This window comes from Pseudomonas sp. 102515, assembly GCF_031085165.1.
In the GTDB taxonomy this organism is placed as follows: domain Bacteria; phylum Pseudomonadota; class Gammaproteobacteria; order Pseudomonadales; family Pseudomonadaceae; genus Chryseomonas.
The window spans coordinates 774436-797048 of the sequence record NZ_JAVHTY010000003.1 but is presented as its reverse complement, the minus strand read 5'-3'; the positions used below and the strand labels follow the sequence as shown (position 1 = coordinate 797048).

Below are 22613 nucleotides of genomic sequence, written 5' to 3'. Positions count from 1 at the left end.
TGTTCCAGCCGTATGGCGGACATGAAAAAGGCGCCTCGCGGCGCCTTTTTCCAGAGCGGCGGCCTACAGGTTGTAGCCACGCTCGTTGTGCAGGGTAAGGTCCAGACCCACGGTTTCCTCTTCCTCGTTGACTCTCAGACCCATGACCACGTCCAGCACCTTGAGGATCACGAAGGTGACGATGCCGGTATAGACGATGGTGAAAGCCACGCCCTTGAACTGGATGAACAGCTGGGCGCCGATGTCGGTGACGGTGCCGAAGCCACCCAGGGAGGGTGCGGCGAAGACGCCGGTCAGCAGGGCGCCGACGATGCCGCCGATGCCGTGCACGCCAAAAGCGTCCAGGGAGTCGTCGTAGCCGAGCTTGCGCTTGAGGCTGGTGGCGGTGAAGAAGCAGATCACGCCAGCCGCCAGGCCGATGATCAGGGCACCCATGGGACCGGCGGTGCCGGCGGCCGGAGTGATGGCGACCAGACCGGCGACTACACCGGAGGCGATGCCCAGGGCGCTCGGCTTACCGTGGGTGATCCACTCGGCGAACATCCAGCCCAGGGCGGCAGCGGCGGTGGCGATCTGGGTGGTCAGCATGGCCATGCCGGCGGTGCCGTTGGCAGCGGCGGCGGAACCGGCGTTGAAGCCGAACCAGCCGACCCACAGCATGGCGGCACCAACCAGGGTATAGCCCAGGTTGTGCGGAGCCATGGGGGTGGTGGGATAGCCCTTGCGCTTGCCCAGGACCAGGGCCGCGACCAGACCGGCCACACCGGCGTTGATGTGCACCACGGTGCCGCCCGCGAAGTCCAGTACGCCCCAGTCCCACATCAGGCCGCCGTCACCGCTCCAGACCATGTGGGCGATGGGCGCGTAGACGAAGGTGAACCACAGGCCGGTGAAGACCAGCATGGCGGAGAACTTCATGCGCTCGGCGAAGGCACCGACGATCAGCGCGGGGGTGATGATGGCGAAGGTCATCTGGAAGGTGACGAAGACGCTTTCCGGGAACAGGGCGGTGGCCGAGGTCACGGCATCATGCTGCAGGCTGGACAGGAAGGCCTTGCCCAGACCGCCGATGAAGGAATTGAAGTTGGTGACGCCCTTCTCCATGCCGGTGGTGTCGAAGGCCAGGCTGTAGCCATAGACCATCCACAGGATGCTGATGAGACCGGTGATGGCGAAGCACTGCATCATCACCGAAAGGACGTTCTTGGCACGCACCATGCCGCCATAGAACAGCGCGAGACCCGGGATGGTCATGAACAGCACCAGGGCTGTCGAAACCAGCATCCAGGCCGTATCCCCGCTGTTGATGGCTGGTGCCGCAGCCGCTTCCTGGGCCATGGCCAGGCCCGGCAGCGCTACGAAAGACATGAGGGCTCCTAGCCCTGCGTAGGTGCGCAGAGTCATCGTTGTTTCTCCTGGGGCTCGTGTGGGGTTGGGCGGTCGGTTAGCGCGTCAGATGGCGTCTGTGTCGGTTTCGCCGGTGCGGATGCGGATGGCCTGCTCGAGATTCACCACGAAGATCTTGCCGTCACCGATCTTGCCGGTGTTGGCAGCCTTGGTGATGGCCTCGATGACGCGGTCGAGCTGATCGTCGGCGATGGCGACGTCGATCTTGACCTTGGGCAGGAAGTCGACGACGTATTCGGCGCCGCGATAGAGCTCGGTATGGCCCTTCTGACGCCCGAAGCCCTTGACCTCGGTAACGGTGATGCCTTGCACACCGATCTCGGACAGCGACTCACGCACGTCGTCGAGCTTGAACGGCTTGATGATGGCGGTGACTAGTTTCATGAACTTCTCCCGATTGAGTTGACTGGCCCCAGGAAAACAAACCCCGGCCCAAGTCTAGCGCAGTGACCGTCTGTTTAACCGTTGGCGTGGTAATCGCCTTGGTCACGGCAGAAGCGGCCAGAGGGCGCCTCCACCCCAGGCGCCCTCTGACGCCCGTCTCTGCATCGGCAGTAGCAGAAAGCTTGCCAGGTTCGTGAAGGCGTATGGATTTCGGGCGCCAGCCCGCCTGGTGCGCCTCCTGAAGGGGCAACGCTCAGCCCTGCGGGCAAGACTTTGCACCAACAGCGAACAGCTCTGGCCCGGGACTGGCACCAAAGCGGTGCAGAGCCGTCGCCGGGGGCGGCACGCCCGCTGTGCTACACTCGGACCTCGATCTATTGCAGGGGATAAACCATGTCCACGACCCGTTCGCTGTTCGATTCCCTGACTCAGCAGGCCAGCCGGCTGTTCGGTCAGGACTCGCCGCTGCCCAAGGCCGAGATCGAGAGCCAGTTCAAGGCACTGCTGCAAGGCGCTCTGAGCAAGCTCGATGTGGTCAGCCGTGACGAATTCGATGCCCAGATGGCGGTGCTCGCTCGCACCCGTGCGCGTTTGGAAGCCCTCGAAGCGCGCTTGACCGAGCTGGAGAGCGTCCAGACCCAGGACGTCAAGCCGCCGGTTACGCCGGCCACGGATGTCGCCGCCGCCGACTGACCCTCAAAGGCGCGCCAGGATGGTGCAGCCTGCTGTCTAGCGAGTCACGATCAAGGAGAGATCATGTCGCTTGCCCTCGTTCATACCCGCGCCCAGGTGGGCGTGGAAGCGCCGCCGGTGGTCGTCGAGGCACACCTGGCCAACGGCCTGCCCGCCCTCACCCTGGTCGGCCTGCCGGAAACCGCCGTCCGCGAAGCCAAGGACCGGGTGCGTAGCGCCATCCTCAACGCCGGCTTCGAATTCCCCAGTCGCCGCATCACCCTCAATCTCGCGCCCGCCGACCTGCCAAAGGACGGCGGCCGCTTCGACCTCGCCCTGGCCATCGGCATCCTCGCCGCCAGCGGACAGCTGCCGACGCAGGGCCTCGACGGCTATGAATGCCTGGGTGAGCTGGCCCTGTCGGGCGCGGTGCGGGCGGTGCGCGGCGTACTGCCCGCGGCGCTGGCGGCTCGCGCCGCCGGGCGCATCCTGGTGGTGCCCCGCGCCAATGCCGAGGAAGCCTGCCTGGCCAGTGGCCTCACTGTGCTGGCGGTCGATCACCTGCTGGAATTCGCCGGTCACCTGAGTGGCCAGGCCGTGCTGGCCCCCTACCAGCCCAGCGGCCTGCCGCGCACTCCACTGCCTTATCCCGATCTCGCCGAGGTTCAGGGCCAGCAGGCGGCCAAGCGCGCCCTGGTGGTGGCGGCGGCGGGTGCCCACAACCTGCTGCTGGCCGGCCCACCGGGAACCGGCAAGACCCTACTCGCCAGTCGCCTGCCAGGGCTCCTGCCGCCCCTGGATGAAGAAGAGGCGCTGCAGGTGGCCGCCATCCATTCGGTGGCCGGCCCCGAGCCGCTGGAACACTGGCCGCAGCGACCCTTTCGCCAGCCGCATCATTCGGCGTCCGGTCCGGCGCTGGTAGGCGGCGGCAGCCGACCCGGTCCCGGCGAGATCACCCTGGCCCATCGCGGGGTGCTGTTTCTCGACGAGTTGCCGGAATTCGATCGCAAGGTGCTGGAGGTGCTGCGCGAGCCCCTGGAGAGTGGCGAGATCGTCATCGCCCGGGCGCGGGAGCGGGTGCGCTTTCCAGCGCGCTTCCAGCTGGTGGCGGCGATGAATCCCTGCCCCTGCGGCTATCTGGGCGATCCCAGCGGCCGCTGCTGCTGCAGCCCGGAGCAGATCCAGCGCTATCGCGGCAAGCTGTCCGGTCCGCTGCTGGACCGCATCGACCTGCACCTGACCGTGGCCCGCGAGCACCTGCGCCTGGGCGCTTCACCGGTCGGTGAACTCACGACGGCGGAAGCCGCGCGCCAGGTGGCCGACGCCCGGGCCATCCAGCTGGCGCGCCAGGGCCGACCCAACGCCCTGCTCGGCCTCGATCAGCTGCACCAGGTCTGCGCCCTGAGCGAGGCCGATCAGCGCTGGCTGGAGGGCGCGGGCGAACGCCTGAATCTGTCCCTGCGCGCCCTGCACCGGGTGGTCAAGGTGGCGCGCACCCTGGCCGATCTCGCCGGCCAGGCCGAGATCCAGCGGGCGCAGCTGGCGGAAGCGCTGCAGTATCGCGCGAGTCACTAGGCGCCGGTGGGCGGGCCGTAGTGGCGCGGCGGCTCCTGCAGGCGATCACGCAGCGCCTGGTTTTCCTGGGCCAGTTCGAAGCACATGGCCCGCCACTGGTGGGCCAGCTCGCGATAGTCGTCCCGCTCCGCCCGCAGCGTGGTCAGCATGCGTTCGACGGCCTGCACCGCCTCGTTGGATACGCCCATGTCACCCCTCCTCTTATACTGTATTTGCATACAGTAGTCAGAGTATTGCAGCCAGGCAAGCGCCAAGGCGCACGGGAATGAAAAAGGGAGGCCTGAGCCTCCCTTTCGGTTCTGCCGGAACGCGCCGGTCAGCTGAACCGACCCACCTCGGCGCTCAAGTCTTCCGCCAGATGACGCAGCTCGCCAGCGGTACCGGCCAGCACCTCGGCGGCATCGCGCTGGGCGGCGTTGTCCACGGCGATCGCCTGGATGTTGCGGCTCAGGGCGGTGGCGGTGGTGCTCTGCTCGGCGGTGGCCTGGGCGATGCCGGAGAATTGCTCCACCGCCTCGGCGACCTGCTGGTCGATGCTGCGCAGCGCCTGGGCCACGTCGGCGTTGCGCGCCAGGCCCTGTTCCATGAGGCGATTGCCTTCGTCGATGGCGCCCATGGCGCGCTGGGTCTCGCCCTGCACCGCACCGATCATCTGCGAGATCTCGCGGGTGGCTTCGCTGGTGCGACCGGCCAATTGCCGGACTTCATCAGCGACCACGGCGAAGCCACGGCCCTGCTCACCGGCCCGGGCCGCCTCGATGGCCGCGTTGAGCGCCAGCAGGTTGGTCTGCTCGGCGATTCCGCTGATGACGCCGATGATGCCGCCAATCTGTTGGGAACGGCCATCCAGGCCCTTGATGAGTTCGGCGGTGCTGGCCAGGGAATCGGCGATCTGCTCCAGGGCGCCCGAGGCGCCCTGCATGGCCTGGGTACCGGTGCGGGTCTGCTGGGCGTTTTCCTGCACCAGACGCTCGGTGCGCTGCATGCCGTCGGCGATGTTCTGGGCGGTGGCGCTGAACTCCTCCACGGCGCTGGCCATGCTGTCGATCTGGCTGGACTGCTCGGCGGAGCGTCTCAGGGTCTGGTCGGAGAGTTGGCTCAATTGCTGGGACCGCTCGGTGACCGCGCGCGAGGAGCCACGGACCTGTTCGACGGTAGAGGCCAGGGCATCGGCCATCTGGTTGAAGCTCTGGGCGAGTTCACCGATCTCGTCGTGGCTGCGGGCCTCGACGCGGACGCTGAGCTGACCGCGACCCAGGGCCTGGGCCCGCTCCACCAACTGGCCCAGCGGGCTGAGCTTGCGCCGTAGCAGGACGACCGAGGCGAGTACCGCCAGTACCAGGGCGATCAGGCTGCCGATGGCCAGGCGCAGACCCACGGCGTGCACCGGGGCGTCCAGCTCGGCCTTGGGCAGGGTGGCGACCACGGTCCAGCCTTCGCCGGCGACCGGGGCGCTGACGCTGAGGAAGTCTTCGTTGCCGTCCCGCCAGCTGTGTTCGCGCTGCTTGGGATCGTTCTTGAGGGCGGCGAGGAGCTCGTTGGCCTGCTTGGCATTGGCCGGGGGCACCAGCCAGTTGCCCTGTTCGTCGAGCAGGGCCAGGGAGCCGGTCTCGCCGATGCGCAGCTGGGTCAGCTGGGCCAGCTGCTGAGCCTGGGCGTCGGTGTAATCGAAGCCGACATAGAGCACGGCGATGACCTGGCCCTGGGCATCACGCACCGGGCTGTACTGGGTCATGTAGGAGCGGCCGAACAGCTGGGCGCGACCGACGTAGGTCTGGCCCTGGAGCAGGCCGGCATAGCCGGGGTGCTTGCGGTCCAGCCGGGTACCGATGGCGCGACTGCCGTCCTGCTTCTTCAGCGAGGTGGTGATGCGGGTGAAGTCTTCGCCATCGCGCACAAAGATGGTGGCGGTACCGCCGGTGAGGCGGGTGAAATCATCGACCTGGGTGAAGTCGTTGTTCAGCACTTCACCCTTGTAGAGCAGCACCGGGGTATCGGTGCCGGCGACGAGGGTGCGCTCGCTGCCACGCGTCAGGCCGCCATCGAAGCGGCGCTCGAACAGGTTGGCCAGCCGCTGGGTGCTGATCTTCAGGGTACTGAGAAAGGTCTGCTGCTGATCGGAGAGCAGGCGGGCCTCGCTGCCCAGGTGCTTGCGCTGGGTACCTTCGATGGACACGCTCAAGGCATGCAGGGCGAACAGACAGCTGCCGGCGATCACGACAATCAGTACCAGACTGAGGGCCAAGGCAAGTTGTCGGGCGATACTACGACGCGGGGATATGACCATGGGGGGCTCCAGAGCACCTACATCCCTGTAGGGCAGTACGAAATTTGAGGGCAAGGGTCTACATCAGGACGAACCGCTCTACGGCGGCCTTCTTAGCGATGAACGGTTAGTTTATCGGCTGGAGCATCGCGAACTAAAGCGAATGACGGATGTCTGGCGCCCTATTTGTGGCGAATGACCGCTGGAAGACTCTGGGACGCCACCTCCCGCTGCAGGAAGTCACCCAGCTGGCGAAAGTGCGCCTGCCCCCGGCGATTGCGTGGCCAGACCAGGTAATAGGCATCGCCGCTGGCTACCGCCTCGGGCCAGGGCAAGGCGATGAGCCCGGCCGCCACGTCTTCGGCCAGCATCACCAGATCGCCGATGGAAACCCCGTAGCCACGGGCGGCGGCGGCCATGCCCAGTTCAAGGGTGTCGAACACCTGGCCACCGCTCAGGGGCACCGCCTGGGTCAGGCCCATGGCCTGCAGCCAGCGGCGCCAGTCACGGCGGTCGAAAGTGGGATGCAGCAGCTCTTCCCCCTGCAGCCGCGCCAGGTCCCAGACGCCCTCCCGGGCGGCGGCCGGCGAGCAGACCGGCACCAGCCATTCCTCGAACAGCGGCACCACTTCCCAGTCCGCCGGGAAGCGTCCGTCGCCGAGCAACACGGCGCAATCGAAGGGTTCATGGACGAAGTCGACGCGGTCGCTGGCCATCCAGACGCTGGTGAGCTGGATGTCCAGCTGCGGACTGAGCTGGCGAAAGCGTGCCAGACGCGCCAGCAACCAGCGTAGCGACAGGGTGGTGGGTGCCTTGAGTCTCAGGGTGCCCTCGGCCACGGCGAGATTGCCACAGGCCCGCGCCAGGGCCTCGAAGCCCTCGCTCAGGCCCGGCAAGAGCAGCTTGCCGGGCTCGGTCAGCGCCAGCTGACGCCCGGCACGCTCGAACAGGCGGCAACCAAAGGTCTCTTCCAGCGTCCGCACATGACGACTGACCGCACTCTGCGTCAGCGACAACTCCCGAGCCGCGCGGGTGAAGGAGCCATGGCGCGCGGCGGCTTCGAAGGCGCGCAGGGCGTACAGCGGCGGCAGCCGCGAGGGGACTTCGGGCATGACTCTGACTCATGGATGGCATGGCTATTTTCCGATTGTGGAAGGCGCGACGGCATCCAACAATGAGTTCTTGTCAAAGTCAGCCCTGCTCAGCGAGATCGTCCCATGTCTCTGCCGCGTCACGAATTGCTCGCGCTGTTGCGTCTCGCCCTGCCCCTGATCGGTGCGCAGCTGGCCTATGTGGCCATGGTCTTCACCGACACCCTGATGATGGGGCGCCTGGGCCCGGCAGCCCTGGCCGGTGGTGGCCTGGGGGCGGCGGTCTATTCCTTCGTCTCGGTGATCTGCGTGGGCGTGATCACCGCGGTGGCCAATCTGGCGGCGCTGCGCCGGGGTGCGGGGGATACCGAAGGGGTGGCGGCGGTCACCGCGGCCGGGATCTGGATCGCCGGGGTGCTGGCGCTGCTGGCCGGCACCCTGCTGTGGCACATCGAACCGCTGCTGGCCCTGGCCGGCCAGCCGGAAGAGAGTCGTCAGGCGGCCGGCGTCTTCCTGCGCTGCCTGGCCTTCGCCCTGCCTGGCCACCTGCTGTTCATGACCCTGCGGGGTTTCACCAGCGCCCTGGAGCGACCCGGACCCGTGCTGACCATCGTGCTGGGGGCGGCGGTGCTCAATGCCCTGCTCAACCTGGCCCTGCTGCATGGCTGGGGCGGCCTGCCGCAACCCGGGCTGCCAGGCATCGGCGCGGTGACCGCGGTGGTGATGAACGGCGCGGCCCTGGGGCTGGCGCTGTATATAACCCGGCATCCGGCCTATGCCGCCTACCCCCTGCGCCGCTATCTGCGCCGCCCGGATCGTCGTGCCCTCGCCGATACCCTGGGCCAGGGCCTGGCGATCAGCGGCACCTATGCGGTGGAAGCCTGCCTGTTCCTCTCGGCGGCGCTGTGCATGGGCGCCCTGGGCGCCACGGCGCTGGCGGCCAACCAGATCGCCAACCAGCTGGTGTACCTGGTGTTCATGCTGCCGGCCGGACTCTCCTATGCCACCAGCATCCGCATCGGCCAGCACCAGGGCGCGGGCCGGCCGCGGGAGGCCCTGTTGGTGGGCCGGCTGGCCATCGGCGGCGGCGCTCTGGTGATGCTGGGCATCGCCCTGCTGTTCTGGAGCTTTCCCGAGCGACTGGTCGGACTGTTCCTGCCGGATGGCCATAGTCCGGTCAGCGAACTGGCGCGGCAGCTGGTGCTGATCGCTGCCCTGTTCGTCATCTTCGACGGCACCCAGAGCATCGCCCAGGGCGCCCTGCGTGGCATCCGCCAGGCGCGCCTGGGCTTCTATGGCGGTCTGCTCTGCTACTGCCTGGTCGGCGCCAGCAGTGCCTGGCTGCTGGGCGTGCACGGCGGCTTCGGGCCGCAGGGGGTCTGGTGGGGACTGGCGCTGGGCCTGGCTTGCGCGGCCGTGCTGCTGACCGGTGCCTTCGAGTGGCTGATGCGGCGGCAGTTGGGCGCGGGCTCTGGGGAGGCTCCTCCGGAGCCGCTGGCCGCGCCGCGCGGCATGGCGCAAAACGGTTGAGCGCGGCGGCGGTCCAAACGTTTTACCAAGTGGTCCACTTTCGACCGCTGCGCTAGACTAAAGGCTTTGGGCCATCCCGGAGTTGCGGCCGGAGCCTGTGGCCCCAGGATAGCCAGAGATGCAACGTTTCATCGTCGCCGACGACCATCCGCTGTTTCGTGAAGGCCTGGTGCGCATCCTGCGCCAGCTGCAGCCGCAGGCACAGGTGGAGCAGGCCGACAGCCTGCAACAGGTTCTGGAACTGGCGCGCCAGGGCAAGCCGCCCAGCGGCCTGCTGCTGGACCTGCTCTATCCCGGCCAGGACCTGAGTTTTTCGCTGCGCGCCCTGCGCCAGGAATTCAAGCGCAGCACCCTGATCGTGGTGTCGATGCTGGAAGACGCCACGGTGATCGAGCATATCGTGGCGGCGGGCGTGGATGGCTTCATCGGCAAGGCGCTGCCACCGGCGGCCATCGCCGAGGCGATCGCCGACTGCCTCGCCGGGCAACCGGTGGTGCGCTATGCCACGCCGAGCCTGGCCCCGGTCAACCTGGCGCCCGATAACCGGGTGCAGGCGCTGACGCCGCGGCAGCTGGAGGTGCTCGGCCTGATCACTCAGGGCCTGAGCAACAAGGAGATCGCCCGGAGCCTGGCCATCTCGCCCTTTACCGTGCGTATTCATGTCTCCGCACTGCTGCGCACCCTGGGCGTCGGCAGCCGCGCGGCGGCGGCCGCCTTCGGCGCCAAGGCCGGCCTCGGCGCCCAGCGCTCGCTCAGCTAGCCGCGACGCGAAAGGCCAGCAGCAGGGCACGCAATTCCGCCGGTCGCACCGGCTTGGCCAGCACCGGGATCTCGGCGTCGCCTAGCGCCTGCTGCACCTGGGGAATGTCATGCCCGGTCACCACGATGGCCGGGATGCGCCGGCCCTGCAGCCGATTGAGATAGGCGATGCAGTCGGCGCCCGAGGCACTGCGATCCAGATCGAAATCGCTGATCACCAGGTCGCAGCTCACGGCGCCGGAGGGGATGCTGGTGGCGGTGGTGACCTTGCAGCCCCAACCGCGCAGCAGCGTCGCGGTGGCCAGCAGCACATTGGCGTCGTCTTCGATGAGCAGGATCCGCCAGCCGGCGAGCAGGTGCTGGGGGCCGCTCACCGGTCTTGGTCGTGCCTCCAGCGGTACCGCGGCGAGCGGCAGGCCCTGAAGGCTGACCGCCGTGCCCCGCCCGGGCCGGGAGCGGACGGTCAGCCGCAGCTCGAGCAGGGTCGCGATGCGCTGCACGATGGACAGCCCCAGGCCGACGCCCTCGATGTCGCGATCGCGCGTCTCCCGCACCCGGTAGAACTCCTCGCACAGGTGCGGCAGGTGCTCGGCGGCGATGCCGGGGCCCTGGTCGTAGACCACCAGAGTGAGTCGCCCCTGGCCGCGGCGCATTGCCAGCAGCAGGGGCTTGCCAGGTGCGTACTTGAGGGCGTTGGACAGCAGATTCTGCAGCGAGGTGAGCAGCAGCGCCGGATCGCTGTAGACCTGCAACCCACAGGCACGCCAGCGGATATCCACCCCGGCCCAGCGCGCCGCCTCGGCGTTCTGCCGCACCAGGTCGCCGAACAGGGTATCCAGATCGACCACCGTGCGCCGCGGACTGACCTGCTTCTGATCGAGGGTGTAGATGTCCAGCAGCGAGCGGAACAGTTGCTCGACGCCGAGCAGCGAGCGGTCGATGCTGTCGACCAGCCGGCTCTGATCGGCGCTCAGTTGGCCATCACGCAGGCAGGCGGTGAACAGGCCGATGGAATGGATCGGCTGGCGCAGGTCATGGCTGGCCTGGGCCAGGAAGCGCGCCTTGGCCAGGTTGGCCGCCTGGGTCTCGCGCAGCGAATCCTGGATGCGGGTCAGCAGGAAATACACGTAGCCGGGCACCAGCAGCGCGGTCACCAGCATCATCAGGGCCACCGTGGGATAGCGCTGCAGGAAGGGCATCCCGGCGATGATGGCGGCCAGGGCGGTCAGCGACAGTCCGGTGGCCAGCAGCAGGTAGCCACGCCCATAGCGCAGGCCGTTGCCCACCGTGACCCAGAGCAGCACGCCGAACAGCGGCAGCAGGGCCTCGCCGCTGGCGATGGAGGAAAAGGTGATGGCACTGAAGTCCAGGCTCATGGCCAGCAGCCTTCTCCAGGGCTTCAACCCTGGCCGCCGCCGGACCTCGAAGAACAGGCCGACGGCCACCACGGCGAACAGGGCGTAGCACAGCAGGTTGGCCAGCAGGATGGCGGTACCGAACAGCCCCCAGGCCCAGGCGCCGATGATGTAGGCCGAGGCCGGCAGGATGAAGGCCAGACGGACCTTGGCCTGGCCGAGTTCGGGATCGCGGGGGCTGACGCCCAGGGTCTGGGTCGCGGCGCTCATGACGCCAGATAACCCAGTTGCCAGGCCCGTGGGATCAGGCGAAAGACCACCGCCAGGGTCGCGGCCAGGGCCGCGCCGGCATACCAGGCCGCCAGGCCCAGTCCCGCTTCCAGCGCAGCGCCCAACACCCCACCGAGCAGCATGCCCAGCCAGGGCACCAGCTGGATGCGCCAGCCGTGGCGGCGTTCGCCCAGCAGCCAGTGACCCAGACCGCGTCCGAAGCGCGACAGGGCGCCGGTGACGTAGGTAAGGCCGATGGGCAGGCCATAGACCTGCTCCACCACCGCATTGACCATGCCCATGGCGAACACGCCCGTCAGCAGGGCCAGGCGCCCCGCGGGCAGGCTGGCCGCCACGACCAGCAGCAGGGCCAGCAGGCCGAGCAGCAGGCAGGCCCGCTGGCGGGTCAGCCGCTGCAGCAGCACGCCGCCGGCGTTACCCAGCACGAAGGTGCCTATGGCCAGCGCCAGGTGCCCCGCGGCGGCCCAGCGGCCTGCCGCCACATCGGCAGCCATACGGGTGGTATTACCGCTCATGAAGGAGACGAAGTCGCCGGTGGCGAGAAAGCCGATGGCATCGGTCATGCCGGCCAGCAGCGACAGACCGGCGACCAGCGCCAGGCCGACCGCGCCGTGGCGCGGCATCGCGGGCGGGGCGAGGGGCGGAAGGGAAGCGGAGGGATTCATGGCAGCCATCCTGGCGCGGCAGCTAAACACGGCTGCCAGTGTGGAGCGTCCAGGGTTCGGGCGCCATGGGCGGCCTCCCGGAAGGCGCCCTGGGCTAGACTGGTGGACCCGCCTGGCCGGAGGCCTCGTGACCACGCCCCTGTTCGCTCTGGTATTGCTCGCCGCCCTGTTGCACGCCGGCTGGAACGCCCTGCTCAAGATCGGCCTCGATCGCTTTCTCACCGCCAGCCTGATCCAGATCGGCGCCGGCCTTGCCGCCCTGCTGGCGCTGCCCTTCGTCGCCCTGCCACCCGCCGCGGCCTGGCCCTGGATCGCCCTCTCCGCCCTGCTGCACATCGGCTACAACGCCTTTCTCGCCCGCGCCTACCGCTATGGCGATCTCGGCCAGGTCTATCCCCTCTCCCGCGGCAGCGCGCCCCTGCTGGTCAGTCTGGTGGCCTTTCTCGCCCTCGGCGAAAGGCTCTCGCCACCCGCCCTGCTCGGCCTCGGCCTGCTGGTGACCGGTCTCGCCCTGATGGCGCTGCTCGGGGCCCGACGCGGCACGCCCCCCAGCCTGGCGCTGCTGGTCTGCGCCTTCACCACCGGCAGCTTCATCGCCGCCTACACCCTGGCCGATGCCCTCGGCGCCCGCGCCAGTGGCAATGCCGTGGCCTATGCCCTCTGGCTGTTCGCGGTCAACGGCGTGGTGGCGGCGCTGGTCCTGCGGCTGAGTCGCGGTGCCTCGGCCTTCGCCGGGCTCGGTCCGCACTGGCGCGCCGGGCTGGCGGGCGGGGTCATGTCGATGCTGGCCTACAGCCTGGTGATCGTCGCCACCACCCAGGCGCCCCTCGGACTGGTCTCGGCGCTGCGCGAGACCAGCGTGCTGTTCGCCCTGCTGATCGGGGTCTTCTGGCTGCACGAAAGCCTGCCGCTGGGCCGCATCTGCGCCGGCCTGGCCATCGTCGCCGGGGTGGTGGCGATCAAGCTGGCCTGAGCGGAGCGGCGGGGGAGCAGCTAAGCTGAGCCTTCTTTCGACCAGGACGGACCCATGGGCAAATCGCTGCGACTCTCGGAAAAATGGTTCAACCGCGGCCTCTGGCTGCTGGCGCTGGTGTTCGCCGGCTTCCTCATCGGCCTGGGCGGCACCCTGGTCGGCGATCTGCCCCAGGTCGAGCGCCAGCAGAGCCTGGAAGACTTCATGGACCCGGCCGCCACCGCTGCGGCGCGTGACGTCCAGCGCCAGGCCAATCGGGCCAGGCGCGACGCCCAGGACGCCCTCGACCAGGCCCAGCTGCAGCAAGCGGCCGCGGCGCGCAGCTACCAGGCCAATCGCGAGACCTTCGACAACTGGCTGGCCACCCGCCAGACCACCCAGCGCCCCGAGCAGGATGGCGAACTGATCGCCCGCAGCCGCGCCCTGGACGCGCTCAAGGCCGGCGAGCGCGCCGCCGGGCAGGAGGTCGAACGCCAGCAGCAGGCCTTGCTCGCCGCCGAACAGCGCTCGGCCGCCGCCGCGCGTAGCCTGGCCGACCTGAGCGACGCGGCCCAGCAGGCCTGGTTCGCTGCCCAGCAGCAGGCCGAATTACGAGTTTTCCTCTATCGCCTGGCGCTGACGCTACCCTTGCTGGCCATCGCTGCCTGGCTGTTCGCGAAGAAGCGCAAGAGCACCTGGTGGCCCTTCGTTTGGGGCTTCATCTTCTTCGCGCTGTTCGCCTTCTTCGTCGAGCTGGTGCCCTATCTACCCAGTTATGGCGGCTATGTCCGCTATCTGGTAGGTATCCTGCTGACCGTGCTGGGCGGTCGCTACGCCATCCGCGCCCTGCAGGATTACCGTGCGCGCCTGGCGCTGAAGGAGGCCCAGCCCGATACGGTGCGGCGCGAAGAGCTGCACTACGACACCGCCCTGGCGCGGCTGGCCAAGGGCGTCTGCCCGGGTTGCGAGCGGCCGGTGGATCTCAAGGATGTGGGGATCGACTTCTGCCCCCACTGCGGCATCGGCCTGCACGACCACTGTGGCGCCTGCCAGACACGCAAGAGCGCCTTCGCGCACTTCTGCCACGCCTGTGGGACGGCGGCGCGTGGGTCTGAACAACGCCTGACCGGCATGTCCTGACAGTGCGTCTCAAGGCTTGTTCGAACTGGTATTGACGCCCTTTTCGGTGTGCTCGCCGGCGTGCTTGTGCAACTGGCCGGTGGGGTCCTGCAGCTGGATGACCTGGCCCTGCTGCCAGGCGTCGGCGCCGGAGGCGACCGCGGGGGTCGGCAGATCGGCGCGGGCGGCCTTGGTCTCGGTGGACGAGACGCCCAGGCGGCGGTCACGCTCGGCGAGCAGCTTGGGATCCAGCTGGCCATCGGCGGTGAAGCCCATCATCAGCTGGGGGACGCCCAGGGGCAGCTCCAGGTCCTGATCGGTATGCCAGGTGTGCCAGGTCTTGCCGTAGGTGTGCACCAGCTTGTCCATCAGCCGGTGCTCGGCCACCTGGGGCACGCCGGGCGCGACCAGCTGGCCCGACTTCACCTCGTGCACATGGCTGTGCCAGAGCGCCCTCTCGGCCTCGGGCAGGGTCTTGAACAGCCGCTCGCTGATGATGTACTCGACGCCCATCAGCTTGGCATCGGCGACATTGCCGTCGTAGATCACGCACTGGAACATCTCTTCGCCCAGGACACTGCAATAGTGATGCGCCTCCATCTGGCTATTGGGGTGGCCGTTGTAGAAGTGGAAGCCGTCCAGATAGGTGTTGAGGGCGGCGATGGGCGGCTTGCGCTGCAGCACATCGGCGCCGGCTTCGAGCACCCGGGTATCGGTCTGGGCGGGAGCACCCGGCACCGGTACCGGCGACTGGGTGTCGTTGGCGGCCTGGGTCAGGGGAGCGCAGGCGAGCAGCAGCAAGGCAAGGAGTCGGCGGGCATTCATGGCGGATTCTCGACGGGAGCTTGCCGAGTTCGAAGGCCGGGCAGGCGCCAAGGTTCCACCGCTGCGCTAGGCTCGTCATATGAATGTCATGCAACGGCCATAAATTCGTCATCGTCCGCGCCTGGCCTTTCGGTATAAGCGAAACGCCACAGCCACACCTTTGCACCTCAGTGCTCCTCTCACTGTCGGGACGACTCAATGAACGCACACAGCTCTCCCTCCGGTCATGCCCTGCGCCGCGTGGTCTTCAACAAGAAGGGCGGTGTCGGCAAGTCCAGCATCGCCTGCAACCTGGCGGCCATCAGCGCCCACGAGGGCTATCGCACCCTGCTGGTGGACCTCGATCCCCAGGCCAACTCCAGCCAGTACCTCACCGGCCAGGTGGGCGACGACCTGCCCCACGGTATCGCCGACTTCTTCAAGCAGACCCTCAGTGGCGGCAAGAAGGCCCAGGCCAACATCCACGCCACCGCCTGGCCGAATCTGGATCTGATCGCCGCCTCCGGCGAGCTGAGCGAGCTGCAGTTCAAGCTCGAAGCCAAGTACAAGATCCAGAAGCTCGCCAAGTACCTCGACAAGCTCGGCGAGGACTACGACCGCATCTACCTGGACACCCCGCCGGCGCTGAACTTCTACAGCATCTCGGCGCTGATCGCCGCCGATCGCTGCCTGATCCCCTTCGACTGCGATGTCTTCGCCCAGCAGGCGCTCTACGACCTGATCGAGGAGCTGGAGGAGATCCGCGAGGACTACAACGAGAAGCTCGCGGTCGAGGGCATCGTCATCAACCAGTACCACGCCCAGGCCAGTACCCCACGCCAGCTGATCGAGGAACTCCAGGCGCGCGACCTGCCGGTACTGGCGGCGCCGCTGATGTCTTCGGTGAAGATGCGCGAATCCCACCAGCAGCATCGCCCGCTGATCCACCTCGACCCAGGCCACAAGCTGACCCGGCAGTACCTGGAGCTGTTCGCCCTGCTGGAAGGTTGAGGGCGCACCAGCGCAAGAACGTTCAAGACGGCGGCGACGCGGTGCGGCACCCTGGGTATCCCCTGCCCTCCGGAGCCCTGCCGATGACCGCTTCCCGCCGCCGCGCCTTCCTCCAGGGCGCCTGGCAGATCATGCCGCTGTCGCTGGCCTGCGCGCCCTGGGGCATCCTGGTCGGCGCCCTGGCCATCGAGACCGGCCTCAGCGTGCTGGAAGGCCAGGCCTTTTCCCTGCTGGTGTTCGCCGGGGCGGCGCAACTGGTGGCCCTGGGCCTGCTCAAGGCCGGCGCGGGCCTGGCGACCATCCTGCTGACCACCCTGTTGCTGACCTCCCAGCACCTGCTCTATGGCCTGCACATGAGACGCGTGCTGGCGCCGCAGCCACTACCCTGGCGGCTGGGCTTCGGCTTCCTGCTCACCGACGAATTCTTCGCCCTGAACCATGCCGAACAACCGGCGGGCTTCGACCGCTGGCGCGCCCTGGGCATGGGCCTGAGCTTCTATCTGCTGTGGAACCTCTTCACCCTGGCCGGCCTGCTGCTGGGGCGGGTGCTGCCCAACCTGGCCACCCTGGGCCTGGACTTCTCCATCGCCGCCACCTTCATCGCCCTGGTGGTGCCCCTGGTGCGCGACCTGGCCACCGTGGCCTGCGTGCTCACCGCCCTGCTGGTGTCGGTCTGGCTGCATCACCTGCACTGGCAGGGCGCCCTGGTGCTGGGCGGCCTGGCGGGGATGTGCGTGGGCTTCCTGGTGCGTCGACTGCGGGAGCGTTGCTCATGATCCTCGCCACCCTGCTCGGCATGGCCGCCCTGGTCTTCTTCAACCGCTATGTCTTCCTCGAGCCACGGCTGCCGCTGCGCCTGGGGCGCCACCTGCGCACCTTCCTGGAATTCGCCGTGCCGGGAATGCTCACCGCCATCTGCGGGCCCATCCTGTTCTCGGGCGACGCCTCCCTGGCCGCGACCCTGGTCGATCCCTATCTACTGGCGGGCCTGGCTGCGGTGGGGCTGATGCTCTGGACGCGGCGGGTGCTGACCACGGTGGTGCTCAGCATGGGCGTGTTCTATCTGCTGCGCTGGCTGCTGTAGCGCGCTAAGGTGAGCCGAGTCATCCCGAGGGCATCATGAAGGAACAAGAAGAACGGGGCCGGCTCTGGTCCGCCCCTAGGCTGGGGGGCGTCGAGTTGTTACACGCCCATTATCGACGCCGACGCTTTGTCCCCCATGCCCACGACGGTTATGTGTTCGCCTTGATCGAGTGCGGTGTCGAACGTTTCAACCATCGCGGCGTCGAGCACTTCGCGACGGTGGGCAGCCTGGTGCTGATCAACCCGGACGAGTTGCACACCGGCGCTACGGCGGTGGAAGAAGGTTGGCAATACCGCGGCTTCTATCCGACGCTGGCGCAGCTGGCACCGGTCTTCGCCGAACTGGGACGCCCGCTGGACGCCACCCCGGCCTTCGCCACCAGCGTGCTGCACGATCCCCAGGTGAGCGCGGCTTTCGGCCACCTGCATCGGTTGGCCGACCATGGCGCCGAGGCTCTGGAACAGCAGACCGCCTGGCGTGAGGCACTATTACTGCTGTTCTGCCACCACGCCCGCCTGGGGGCCATCCCGGAGCCGGGTCGCGAACCCCTGGCCGTGCAACGCGCGCGGGAACTGCTCGGTCAGCGGTTGCAGCAACCGCCCAGCCTCGAAGAGCTGGCCCAGGCGGTGGGGCTGTCGCCCTTTCATTTCCTGCGGGTGTTCCGCCGCGCGACCGGCCTGCCGCCCCATGCCTGGCTCAAGCAACAACGCCTGACCGCGCCCAGGGGCTGCTGCGGGCTGGCTGGGCGCCGTTGGAGGTGGCCCTGCAGCTGGGCTTCGCGGACCAGAGCCATCTCACTCGCCAATTCAAGCAGGCCTATGGCGTGGCACCCGGTGCCTATCGCCGCGCCTGGCAAGCCTAGCCGAGCACCGACGAACGGTCTGGGCCGCTGAAGCGGCTTCCCAGAGCCGTGCGAGCGGGAATTGCGCCTGGAATGCGGGGCCCCGGGAGAAACTTTTGGCTGCGGTTCCGGGCCTAGTCAGGATGAGCGCCGGACCGGCCGGCCGCTCTCCCCCGTCCCTTTGGAGGTGACCGGTATGACTCTCGAAGAACGCATCCGCCAGCGCGCCTATGAAATCTGGGAACGCGAAGGCCGTCCCGATGGCCAGGATTTCGAGCACTGGTTTCAGGCCAACCGCGAACTGGAAGACCAGCCCGACGACAACCTGACCCAGGTCGGCGGCATCCAGAGCAGCGTCGCCCCGCCGGCACCCAAGCCGCGCAGCCGGTCGCGCAAGAAGGCGACCGCCAGCGACGCCTGAGTCCAGCCCCGCTTACTTGCGGATCATGTCGGCCGCCCGCTGGGTGGCCTCCGAGGTGCGGGTCGCCAGCTTGCGTACCTCGTCCGCCACCACAGCGAAGCCACGGCCCGCTTCACCGGCCCGTGCGGCCTCGATGGCGGCGTTGAGCGCCAGCAGGTTGGTCTGGGCGGCGATACCCTGGATGGAGCCGACGATCTCGGTCACCTTCTGCAGGTTCTCTTCCATGGTGCGGTGCTGGTTTTCCTGGGTCCCGCGCAAGGATTCCTGCTCATGCAGGGCATGGACGTCGGCCAGGGCGCCCACCACCCGCAGCGGGGTGCCATCGGCGGTGCGCCTGGTCTGGCCGCGGGCGCGGAACCAGCGTACCTCGTTGTTCTTCAGCACCAGGCGATAGGTGATGTCGAAACCGGTACGGCCGCTGCGGTCGTTGATGTGCGAACCGAAGGCTTCGAGTACCCGGTCGCGATCTTCCGGATAGAGGCGCGAGGCCCAGCTGTCGAGCACATCGGGGAATTCCTGGAGGGTCTCGTAGCCGAGCAGGCGCCGGAATTGCGGCGACCACCAGAAGGGATTCTTGGGATTGAGCGGATCGCCGGCGATCACCTCCATGTCCCAGAGGCCGTCGTTGAGCATCTCCCTGGCCAGCTCGAACCGGGTCAGGGTGACGTCCAGTTCCTGGTCGCGCAGGCGCTGCTCATGGATGTCACGCAGGGAGCCGGCCACTCGCAGCGGTACGCCGCGCTCGTCGCGCTGGGTCGCGCCGGTGGCGCGCATCCAGCGGTATTCGCCGGATTTCAGGGCGATGCGGTACTGGACGTCGAAGGGGGTCTGGCCGCTGCGATCCTTCATGTGGGCGGCAAAGGCGTCCAGTACCCAGGCGCTGTCCTCGGGGTGCAGGCGCTTGGCCCAGCTGCCCAGTTCGCTGGGAAAATCGCTTTCATCGCGAAAGCCGAGCATGGCGCGGAATTGATCCGACCACCAGAAGGCGTTGCGCGGATTGACCGGGTCGCCCGCCACCACTTCCATGTCCCAGAGGCCTTCGCTGGAGCCTTGGCTGACCATTTCGAAGCGGGTACCCAGGCGCTTGGCCAGCGCCTCGCTCTCGGCTACCCGGGCGGTCAGCGCGGCATTGTCCTGATTCAGTACCTGGACCTGCTGCTGCAATTCATTCTGCTGCACCAGCAAGGCCTGCAGCCCCTTGGCCAGGCGTGCCAGGGTGGGATTGCCCTGGAAGCTGCCGCTCTCGGCAAGGGGCGTGGCGGTCTCGGTCGCCGCGGCCATAACGTCCAGTGCGCGCATGATCGAATAGTGCTTGAACAAGGCCATGATCGAGTCCTCAAGGGGAGCAGCCGCGGCAAGGGCTGCACGCGATCCGACCCCCTGTATCGGCTTCGCCGCTTCGCTCTTTAGCCCATCCCAGAGCCTTTTTTCACCGCCGACGGATCCCTGGGCGGCTAGCGCCAGTCGTCCAGCAGCCAGACCTCGGGATGATCGTAATGAGCCTCGCCCCGGTGCAGGGTGATGCCCAGGATCTCGCTGCGAAAACCTTCCGCCAACAGCCAGCGGTAGGCCCCCAGGCGGGCGGTGTTGACGCCGGCCAGCAGCCGCTGCTGGCCGTGGTCCCGGGCCAGGCCGTCACAGGCGGCGATCAGCCGGGCGAAGCGCGCCTCCGCCCCCGCGCCGGGCAGGACCGCCGCGCACTTCACGTAGCAGACCCCGGTGCCCGCCTCGCTGCGGGGACCGAAATGGCAGACGGCGAAGCCTTCCGCCCGCCCTTCTTCGTCCTGCAGCAGCAGACTCTCGCCGAGTCCCTGCTCGCGCACCGCGGCCATTTCGGCGGAGACATCCAGCCCCGGGGCATTGGCCCGGCCCAGTTCGGCGCAGGCGGCCAGCAGCCGATCGGGCGCGACCGACAGGGAAAATCTCAGCGCCGGCGGTGCCGGTTGCGTCTGTACCGGACGCGCCATCACCGCGGTCAGGGTGCGTGGCCAGAAGTCGAAGCCCTGGTAGAGCCCCAGGTGACGCGGACTGTCGGGAAAGGTGAAGAGTCCGGCATGCACCAGCTGCCAGGCATCGAGCTGCTCCACCGCGGCGTCCATCAACGCCTTGGCCACCTTGGCGTCCCAGTAATCCGGATGCACGGCCAGTGGCCCGAGGATGCCGTGGCGACCCCAACGGGTGACGCAGATGGCGCCGACCAGCCGCTCGCCGTCGAGGGCCTTGAACCAGGCGGTGTGGGGCGCAGCGAAGCGACTGCGCACATAGTCGCGGTCGTTCCAGAATTCGCCCGGCTCGGCGGCGCCCATCCAGGTGGCGAAGGCCAGGCGCACCACCTCGGTGGTGGCAGCCAGGTCGGCGGCGGTAAGGGGTTCGACACGAAAAGCGGGGCTGGACATGGGGCGGCTCCTTGGCTGTAGGCCTTGGACCCGCCCGGCCGGGGCTTTGCGCCCGGGCGGCAATCGCCGGTTACAGCAGCAGTACCGCCGCCCAGCCGAACAGCAGCATCGGCAGGCTGAAGTGCAGGAAGGACGGCACCACGGTGTCCCAGATATGGCTGTGCTGGCCGTCGACGTTGAGGCCCGAGGTGGGGCCGAGGGTGGAATCCGAGGCCGGCGAACCCGAGTCGCCGAGGGCACCGGCGGTGCCGATCAGGCAGACGATGGCCAGCGGCGAAAAGCCCAGGTGCAGGCACAGCGGTCCCAGGATGGCGGCGAGGATGGGCACGCTGGAAAAGGACGAGCCGATGCCCAGGGTCACCAGCATGCCCAGCAGCAGGAGCAGCAGCGCACCCAGGGCACGGTTGTCACCGATCAGGCCGGCGGCGGTGGCGGCCAGGTCCTTGATCTGGCCGGTGGCGGTGAGCACCTCGGCGAAGCCGCCGGCGGTGAGCATGATGAAGCCGATCACCGCCATCATCTTCGCGCCCTCGCTGAACAGGTCGTCCGCCTCGCGCCAGCGCACCACGCCGGTGGCGGTGAAGACCACGAAGCCGACCAGGGCACCGAGGATCATGGAGTCCAGCCAGAGCTGCACGCCAAAGGCGGCGATCACGGCGACCAGCGCCACCAGCAGGGTGCGGCCGTTGTAGGGGCGGTCGGCCCGCTCGGTGCGCGCCACCAGGCTCAGGTCGTACCGCCGCGGCCGGCGATAGCTGACGAAGACCGCCAGCAGCAGGCCGACCACCATGCCCAGGGCCGGCAGCAGCATGGCGCGACTGGGGTCCACGCCGCTGACGTCCACTCCGGCGCGGGCCACGCTGGCCAGGAGGATGTCGTGCAGATAGAGACTGCCGAAGCCCACCGGCAGGAACATGTAGGGGGCGATCAGGCCGAAGGTCATGACGCAGGACAGCCGGCGGCGGTCCAGCTCCAGGCGCGTCAGCACATAGAGCAGCGGCGGCACCAGCAGCGGGATGAAGGCGATGTGGATGGGTAGGATGTTCTGCGAGGCGATGGACACCGCCAGCAGCAGACCGAGCAGCGCCCAGCGCAGCGAACGTCCGCCCTGGCTGGCCTGCCGCTCCATCAGCGCCAGGGCGCGATCGGCCAGCATGTGCGCCAGACCCGACTGGCTGATGGCCACGGCGAAGGCGCCCAGCAGCGCATAGGAGAGCGCCACCTTGGCACCATTGCCCAGGCCGGCGTTGAAGGCCAGCAGGGTGCCCTCCAGTCCCAGGCCGCCGACCAGACCACCGGCCACCGCCCCGGCGATCATCGCCACCACCACATGCACCCGGGCCAGACTCAGCATCAGCATGAGCCCTACCGCCACCACCACCGCATTCATCGCCAGCTCCGCACCACCAAAAGGGCGCGCACTCTGCCGCAGCCCGGCGCGGGCGTCAAAGGCCGGGGATGGATGGTGGGGCGTGCGGCTTATCCACAGTGGCCGCTGCCGGGGGCGGATGGAAAAGCCCCTAGGCGGCGCCAGGGGCGGCTGGCACAGGTTGCTCGCAGCCGGGCGATCCGCCGTGGCGTGCGCCCTGGGATGAATCCACCCTAAGGCAGACGCTCTGGAATGAACCTTTCATGGCCTGAAGGCGTCTGACGCGGACGCTTTCACGGTCACGCCAAGGACGAACTGCCCATGCAAGACGCCATCGACATGCTGATTACCGCCTTCAGTCCGCACTCCTGCCTGGCGGTCCCGCGGCGCGCGGATCGTACCCTGCTGTTCACCGTCACCGACACCACCCGCGCGGTCACGGTCACCAAGGCCATTCCCCTGTGCAGCCTGGAATGCACGGCCACCCTGGCCACCGTGATCAAGGATCTGCAGCGCGACCTCGACCGGGCGATCGGTACCCTGAGCCCGGCAAGCCTCGCCGACCTGCGCCAGCGCGGGCCGCGGGTGCAGCGGTTCGAGAGTTGAGCGGAGTGGGTTGGG

At 68.2% G+C, this 22613-nt stretch carries 22 protein-coding genes and 1 pseudogene; 12 read left to right on the top strand and 11 right to left on the bottom strand.

All coding sequences use genetic code 11. From position 1 onward, the window contains the following. Positions 1-63: 63 nt before the first annotated feature. On the bottom strand, positions 64-1404 hold the full coding sequence (locus tag RCF34_RS15065) for an ammonium transporter (RefSeq protein ID WP_133861998.1): 1341 nt from the start codon (positions 1402-1404) through the stop codon (positions 64-66). Positions 1405-1452: 48 nt separating this feature from the next. Further along, positions 1453-1791, bottom strand: coding sequence for a P-II family nitrogen regulator (glnK, locus tag RCF34_RS15060; RefSeq protein ID WP_003096476.1), 339 nt, complete (start codon positions 1789-1791; stop codon positions 1453-1455). A gap of 393 nt (positions 1792-2184) precedes the next feature. Here glnK and RCF34_RS15055 point away from each other — a divergent pair, with 393 nt between their 5' ends. Continuing rightward, positions 2185-2484: an accessory factor UbiK family protein gene (locus RCF34_RS15055; protein ID WP_308708871.1), complete on the top strand. Its 300-nt coding sequence runs from the start codon at positions 2185-2187 to the stop codon at positions 2482-2484. A 63-nt stretch (positions 2485-2547) separates the two neighbouring features. Beyond that, positions 2548-4038, top strand: coding sequence for a YifB family Mg chelatase-like AAA ATPase (locus tag RCF34_RS15050; protein WP_308708870.1), 1491 nt, complete (start codon positions 2548-2550; stop codon positions 4036-4038). Here RCF34_RS15050 and RCF34_RS15045 read toward each other — a convergent pair. The 3 genes from RCF34_RS15045 to RCF34_RS15035 form a co-directional block, all read right to left on the bottom strand. Continuing rightward, entirely contained in the window at positions 4035-4226 is a 192-nt protein-coding gene (locus RCF34_RS15045) for a hypothetical protein (protein WP_278443132.1), read from the bottom strand. The two genes, RCF34_RS15050 and RCF34_RS15045, sit on opposite strands and share 4 nt — an antisense overlap. 128 nt (positions 4227-4354) lie before the next feature. Further along, the gene (locus RCF34_RS15040) at positions 4355-6325 is read right to left on the bottom strand and encodes a methyl-accepting chemotaxis protein (protein WP_308708869.1); all 1971 of its coding nucleotides are present in this window, start codon (positions 6323-6325) and stop codon (positions 4355-4357) included. Between the two features lie 161 nt (positions 6326-6486). After that, positions 6487-7416, bottom strand: a complete 930-nt coding sequence (locus RCF34_RS15035; RefSeq protein ID WP_308708868.1) for a LysR substrate-binding domain-containing protein — start codon at positions 7414-7416, stop codon at positions 6487-6489. Between the two features lie 105 nt (positions 7417-7521). Here RCF34_RS15035 and RCF34_RS15030 point away from each other — a divergent pair, with 105 nt between their 5' ends. Together RCF34_RS15030 and RCF34_RS15025 are read left to right on the top strand one after the other, a co-directional pair. Further along, the gene (locus RCF34_RS15030; RefSeq protein WP_308708867.1) at positions 7522-8925 is read left to right on the top strand and encodes a NorM family multidrug efflux MATE transporter; all 1404 of its coding nucleotides are present in this window, start codon (positions 7522-7524) and stop codon (positions 8923-8925) included. Positions 8926-9043: 118 nt separating this feature from the next. Continuing rightward, on the top strand, positions 9044-9685 hold the full coding sequence (locus tag RCF34_RS15025) for a response regulator transcription factor (RefSeq protein ID WP_308708866.1): 642 nt from the start codon (positions 9044-9046) through the stop codon (positions 9683-9685). On the opposite strand, the gene RCF34_RS15020 is transcribed toward RCF34_RS15025, so the two are convergent. Both RCF34_RS15020 and RCF34_RS15015 read right to left on the bottom strand, forming a co-directional pair. Beyond that, positions 9678-11309: a hybrid sensor histidine kinase/response regulator gene (locus RCF34_RS15020; RefSeq protein ID WP_308708865.1), complete on the bottom strand. Its 1632-nt coding sequence runs from the start codon at positions 11307-11309 to the stop codon at positions 9678-9680. The genes RCF34_RS15025 and RCF34_RS15020 overlap by 8 nt on opposite strands. Next, positions 11306-11995, bottom strand: coding sequence for a YoaK family protein (locus RCF34_RS15015; protein WP_308708864.1), 690 nt, complete (start codon positions 11993-11995; stop codon positions 11306-11308). The genes RCF34_RS15020 and RCF34_RS15015 overlap by 4 nt, the downstream gene beginning before the upstream one ends. 127 nt (positions 11996-12122) lie before the next feature. Here RCF34_RS15015 and RCF34_RS15010 point away from each other — a divergent pair, with 127 nt between their 5' ends. Together RCF34_RS15010 and RCF34_RS15005 are read left to right on the top strand one after the other, a co-directional pair. Continuing rightward, positions 12123-12968, top strand: coding sequence for an EamA family transporter (locus tag RCF34_RS15010; RefSeq protein WP_308708863.1), 846 nt, complete (start codon positions 12123-12125; stop codon positions 12966-12968). A gap of 54 nt (positions 12969-13022) precedes the next feature. Continuing rightward, complete coding sequence (locus RCF34_RS15005) at positions 13023-14087, top strand: zinc ribbon domain-containing protein (protein ID WP_308708862.1); 1065 nt, start codon at positions 13023-13025, stop codon at positions 14085-14087. Positions 14088-14096: 9 nt separating this feature from the next. On the opposite strand, the gene RCF34_RS15000 is transcribed toward RCF34_RS15005, so the two are convergent. Continuing rightward, positions 14097-14891 carry an OBAP family protein gene (locus RCF34_RS15000; protein ID WP_308708861.1) on the bottom strand — a complete coding sequence of 265 codons (795 nt, stop codon included), beginning with the start codon at positions 14889-14891 and terminating at the stop codon, positions 14097-14099. 231 nt (positions 14892-15122) lie between these two features. Between RCF34_RS15000 and RCF34_RS14995 the strand changes: the two genes are divergently transcribed. The 5 genes and pseudogenes from RCF34_RS14995 to RCF34_RS14975 all read left to right on the top strand — a co-directional run bounded on the left by RCF34_RS14995 (position 15123) and on the right by RCF34_RS14975 (position 18227). Next, complete coding sequence (locus RCF34_RS14995; RefSeq protein WP_308708988.1) at positions 15123-15881, top strand: ParA family protein; 759 nt, start codon at positions 15123-15125, stop codon at positions 15879-15881. An 83-nt stretch (positions 15882-15964) separates the two neighbouring features. Continuing rightward, a complete protein-coding gene (locus tag RCF34_RS14990) occupies positions 15965-16657 on the top strand; it encodes an AzlC family ABC transporter permease (protein ID WP_308708859.1) in 693 nt (230 codons plus the stop codon). Further along, positions 16654-16965 (top strand): AzlD domain-containing protein, encoded by a 312-nt coding sequence (locus tag RCF34_RS14985; RefSeq protein WP_308708858.1) that lies wholly within the window; start codon positions 16654-16656, stop codon positions 16963-16965. The genes RCF34_RS14990 and RCF34_RS14985 overlap by 4 nt, the downstream gene beginning before the upstream one ends. A 35-nt stretch (positions 16966-17000) precedes the next feature. Beyond that, positions 17001-17827, top strand: a pseudogene (locus RCF34_RS14980) (AraC family ligand binding domain-containing protein). Between the two features lie 175 nt (positions 17828-18002). Continuing rightward, on the top strand, positions 18003-18227 hold the full coding sequence (locus RCF34_RS14975) for a DUF2934 domain-containing protein (RefSeq protein WP_308708857.1): 225 nt from the start codon (positions 18003-18005) through the stop codon (positions 18225-18227). Between the two features lie 12 nt (positions 18228-18239). Here the strand turns inward: RCF34_RS14975 and RCF34_RS14970 are convergent, their stop codons facing one another. The 3 genes from RCF34_RS14970 to RCF34_RS14960 form a co-directional block, all read right to left on the bottom strand. After that, complete coding sequence (locus tag RCF34_RS14970; RefSeq protein WP_308708856.1) at positions 18240-19553, bottom strand: PAS domain-containing protein; 1314 nt, start codon at positions 19551-19553, stop codon at positions 18240-18242. A 128-nt stretch (positions 19554-19681) separates the two neighbouring features. Beyond that, positions 19682-20623, bottom strand: coding sequence for a GNAT family N-acetyltransferase (locus tag RCF34_RS14965; protein ID WP_308708855.1), 942 nt, complete (start codon positions 20621-20623; stop codon positions 19682-19684). Between the two features lie 70 nt (positions 20624-20693). Next, positions 20694-22013 carry a Na+/H+ antiporter NhaC family protein gene (locus RCF34_RS14960; protein WP_308708854.1) on the bottom strand — a complete coding sequence of 440 codons (1320 nt, stop codon included), beginning with the start codon at positions 22011-22013 and terminating at the stop codon, positions 20694-20696. Positions 22014-22313: 300 nt separating this feature from the next. Here RCF34_RS14960 and RCF34_RS14955 point away from each other — a divergent pair, with 300 nt between their 5' ends. Further along, positions 22314-22598 (top strand): hypothetical protein, encoded by a 285-nt coding sequence (locus RCF34_RS14955; RefSeq protein ID WP_308708853.1) that lies wholly within the window; start codon positions 22314-22316, stop codon positions 22596-22598. Positions 22599-22613 lie beyond the last annotated feature (15 nt).

What these genes read in the sequence shown, in the direction of transcription:
- RCF34_RS15065 (WP_133861998.1), bottom strand. Translation starts at nt 1,404, where the DNA reads ATGACTCTGCGCACCTACGCAGGGCTAGGAGCCCTCATGTCTTTCGTA.
- glnK (WP_003096476.1), bottom strand. Translation starts at nt 1,791, where the DNA reads ATGAAACTAGTCACCGCCATCATCAAGCCGTTCAAGCTCGACGACGTG.
- RCF34_RS15055 (WP_308708871.1), top strand. Translation starts at nt 2,185, where the DNA reads ATGTCCACGACCCGTTCGCTGTTCGATTCCCTGACTCAGCAGGCCAGC.
- RCF34_RS15050 (WP_308708870.1), top strand. Translation starts at nt 2,548, where the DNA reads ATGTCGCTTGCCCTCGTTCATACCCGCGCCCAGGTGGGCGTGGAAGCG.
- RCF34_RS15045 (WP_278443132.1), bottom strand. Translation starts at nt 4,226, where the DNA reads ATGGGCGTATCCAACGAGGCGGTGCAGGCCGTCGAACGCATGCTGACC.
- RCF34_RS15040 (WP_308708869.1), bottom strand. Translation starts at nt 6,325, where the DNA reads ATGGTCATATCCCCGCGTCGTAGTATCGCCCGACAACTTGCCTTGGCC.
- RCF34_RS15035 (WP_308708868.1), bottom strand. Translation starts at nt 7,416, where the DNA reads ATGCCCGAAGTCCCCTCGCGGCTGCCGCCGCTGTACGCCCTGCGCGCC.
- RCF34_RS15030 (WP_308708867.1), top strand. Translation starts at nt 7,522, where the DNA reads ATGTCTCTGCCGCGTCACGAATTGCTCGCGCTGTTGCGTCTCGCCCTG.
- RCF34_RS15025 (WP_308708866.1), top strand. Translation starts at nt 9,044, where the DNA reads ATGCAACGTTTCATCGTCGCCGACGACCATCCGCTGTTTCGTGAAGGC.
- RCF34_RS15020 (WP_308708865.1), bottom strand. Translation starts at nt 11,309, where the DNA reads ATGAGCGCCGCGACCCAGACCCTGGGCGTCAGCCCCCGCGATCCCGAA.
- RCF34_RS15015 (WP_308708864.1), bottom strand. Translation starts at nt 11,995, where the DNA reads ATGAATCCCTCCGCTTCCCTTCCGCCCCTCGCCCCGCCCGCGATGCCG.
- RCF34_RS15005 (WP_308708862.1), top strand. Translation starts at nt 13,023, where the DNA reads ATGGGCAAATCGCTGCGACTCTCGGAAAAATGGTTCAACCGCGGCCTC.
- RCF34_RS15000 (WP_308708861.1), bottom strand. Translation starts at nt 14,891, where the DNA reads ATGAATGCCCGCCGACTCCTTGCCTTGCTGCTGCTCGCCTGCGCTCCC.
- RCF34_RS14990 (WP_308708859.1), top strand. Translation starts at nt 15,965, where the DNA reads ATGACCGCTTCCCGCCGCCGCGCCTTCCTCCAGGGCGCCTGGCAGATC.
- RCF34_RS14985 (WP_308708858.1), top strand. Translation starts at nt 16,654, where the DNA reads ATGATCCTCGCCACCCTGCTCGGCATGGCCGCCCTGGTCTTCTTCAAC.
- RCF34_RS14975 (WP_308708857.1), top strand. Translation starts at nt 18,003, where the DNA reads ATGACTCTCGAAGAACGCATCCGCCAGCGCGCCTATGAAATCTGGGAA.
- RCF34_RS14970 (WP_308708856.1), bottom strand. Translation starts at nt 19,553, where the DNA reads ATGGCCTTGTTCAAGCACTATTCGATCATGCGCGCACTGGACGTTATG.
- RCF34_RS14965 (WP_308708855.1), bottom strand. Translation starts at nt 20,623, where the DNA reads ATGTCCAGCCCCGCTTTTCGTGTCGAACCCCTTACCGCCGCCGACCTG.
- RCF34_RS14960 (WP_308708854.1), bottom strand. Translation starts at nt 22,013, where the DNA reads ATGAATGCGGTGGTGGTGGCGGTAGGGCTCATGCTGATGCTGAGTCTG.
- RCF34_RS14955 (WP_308708853.1), top strand. Translation starts at nt 22,314, where the DNA reads ATGCAAGACGCCATCGACATGCTGATTACCGCCTTCAGTCCGCACTCC.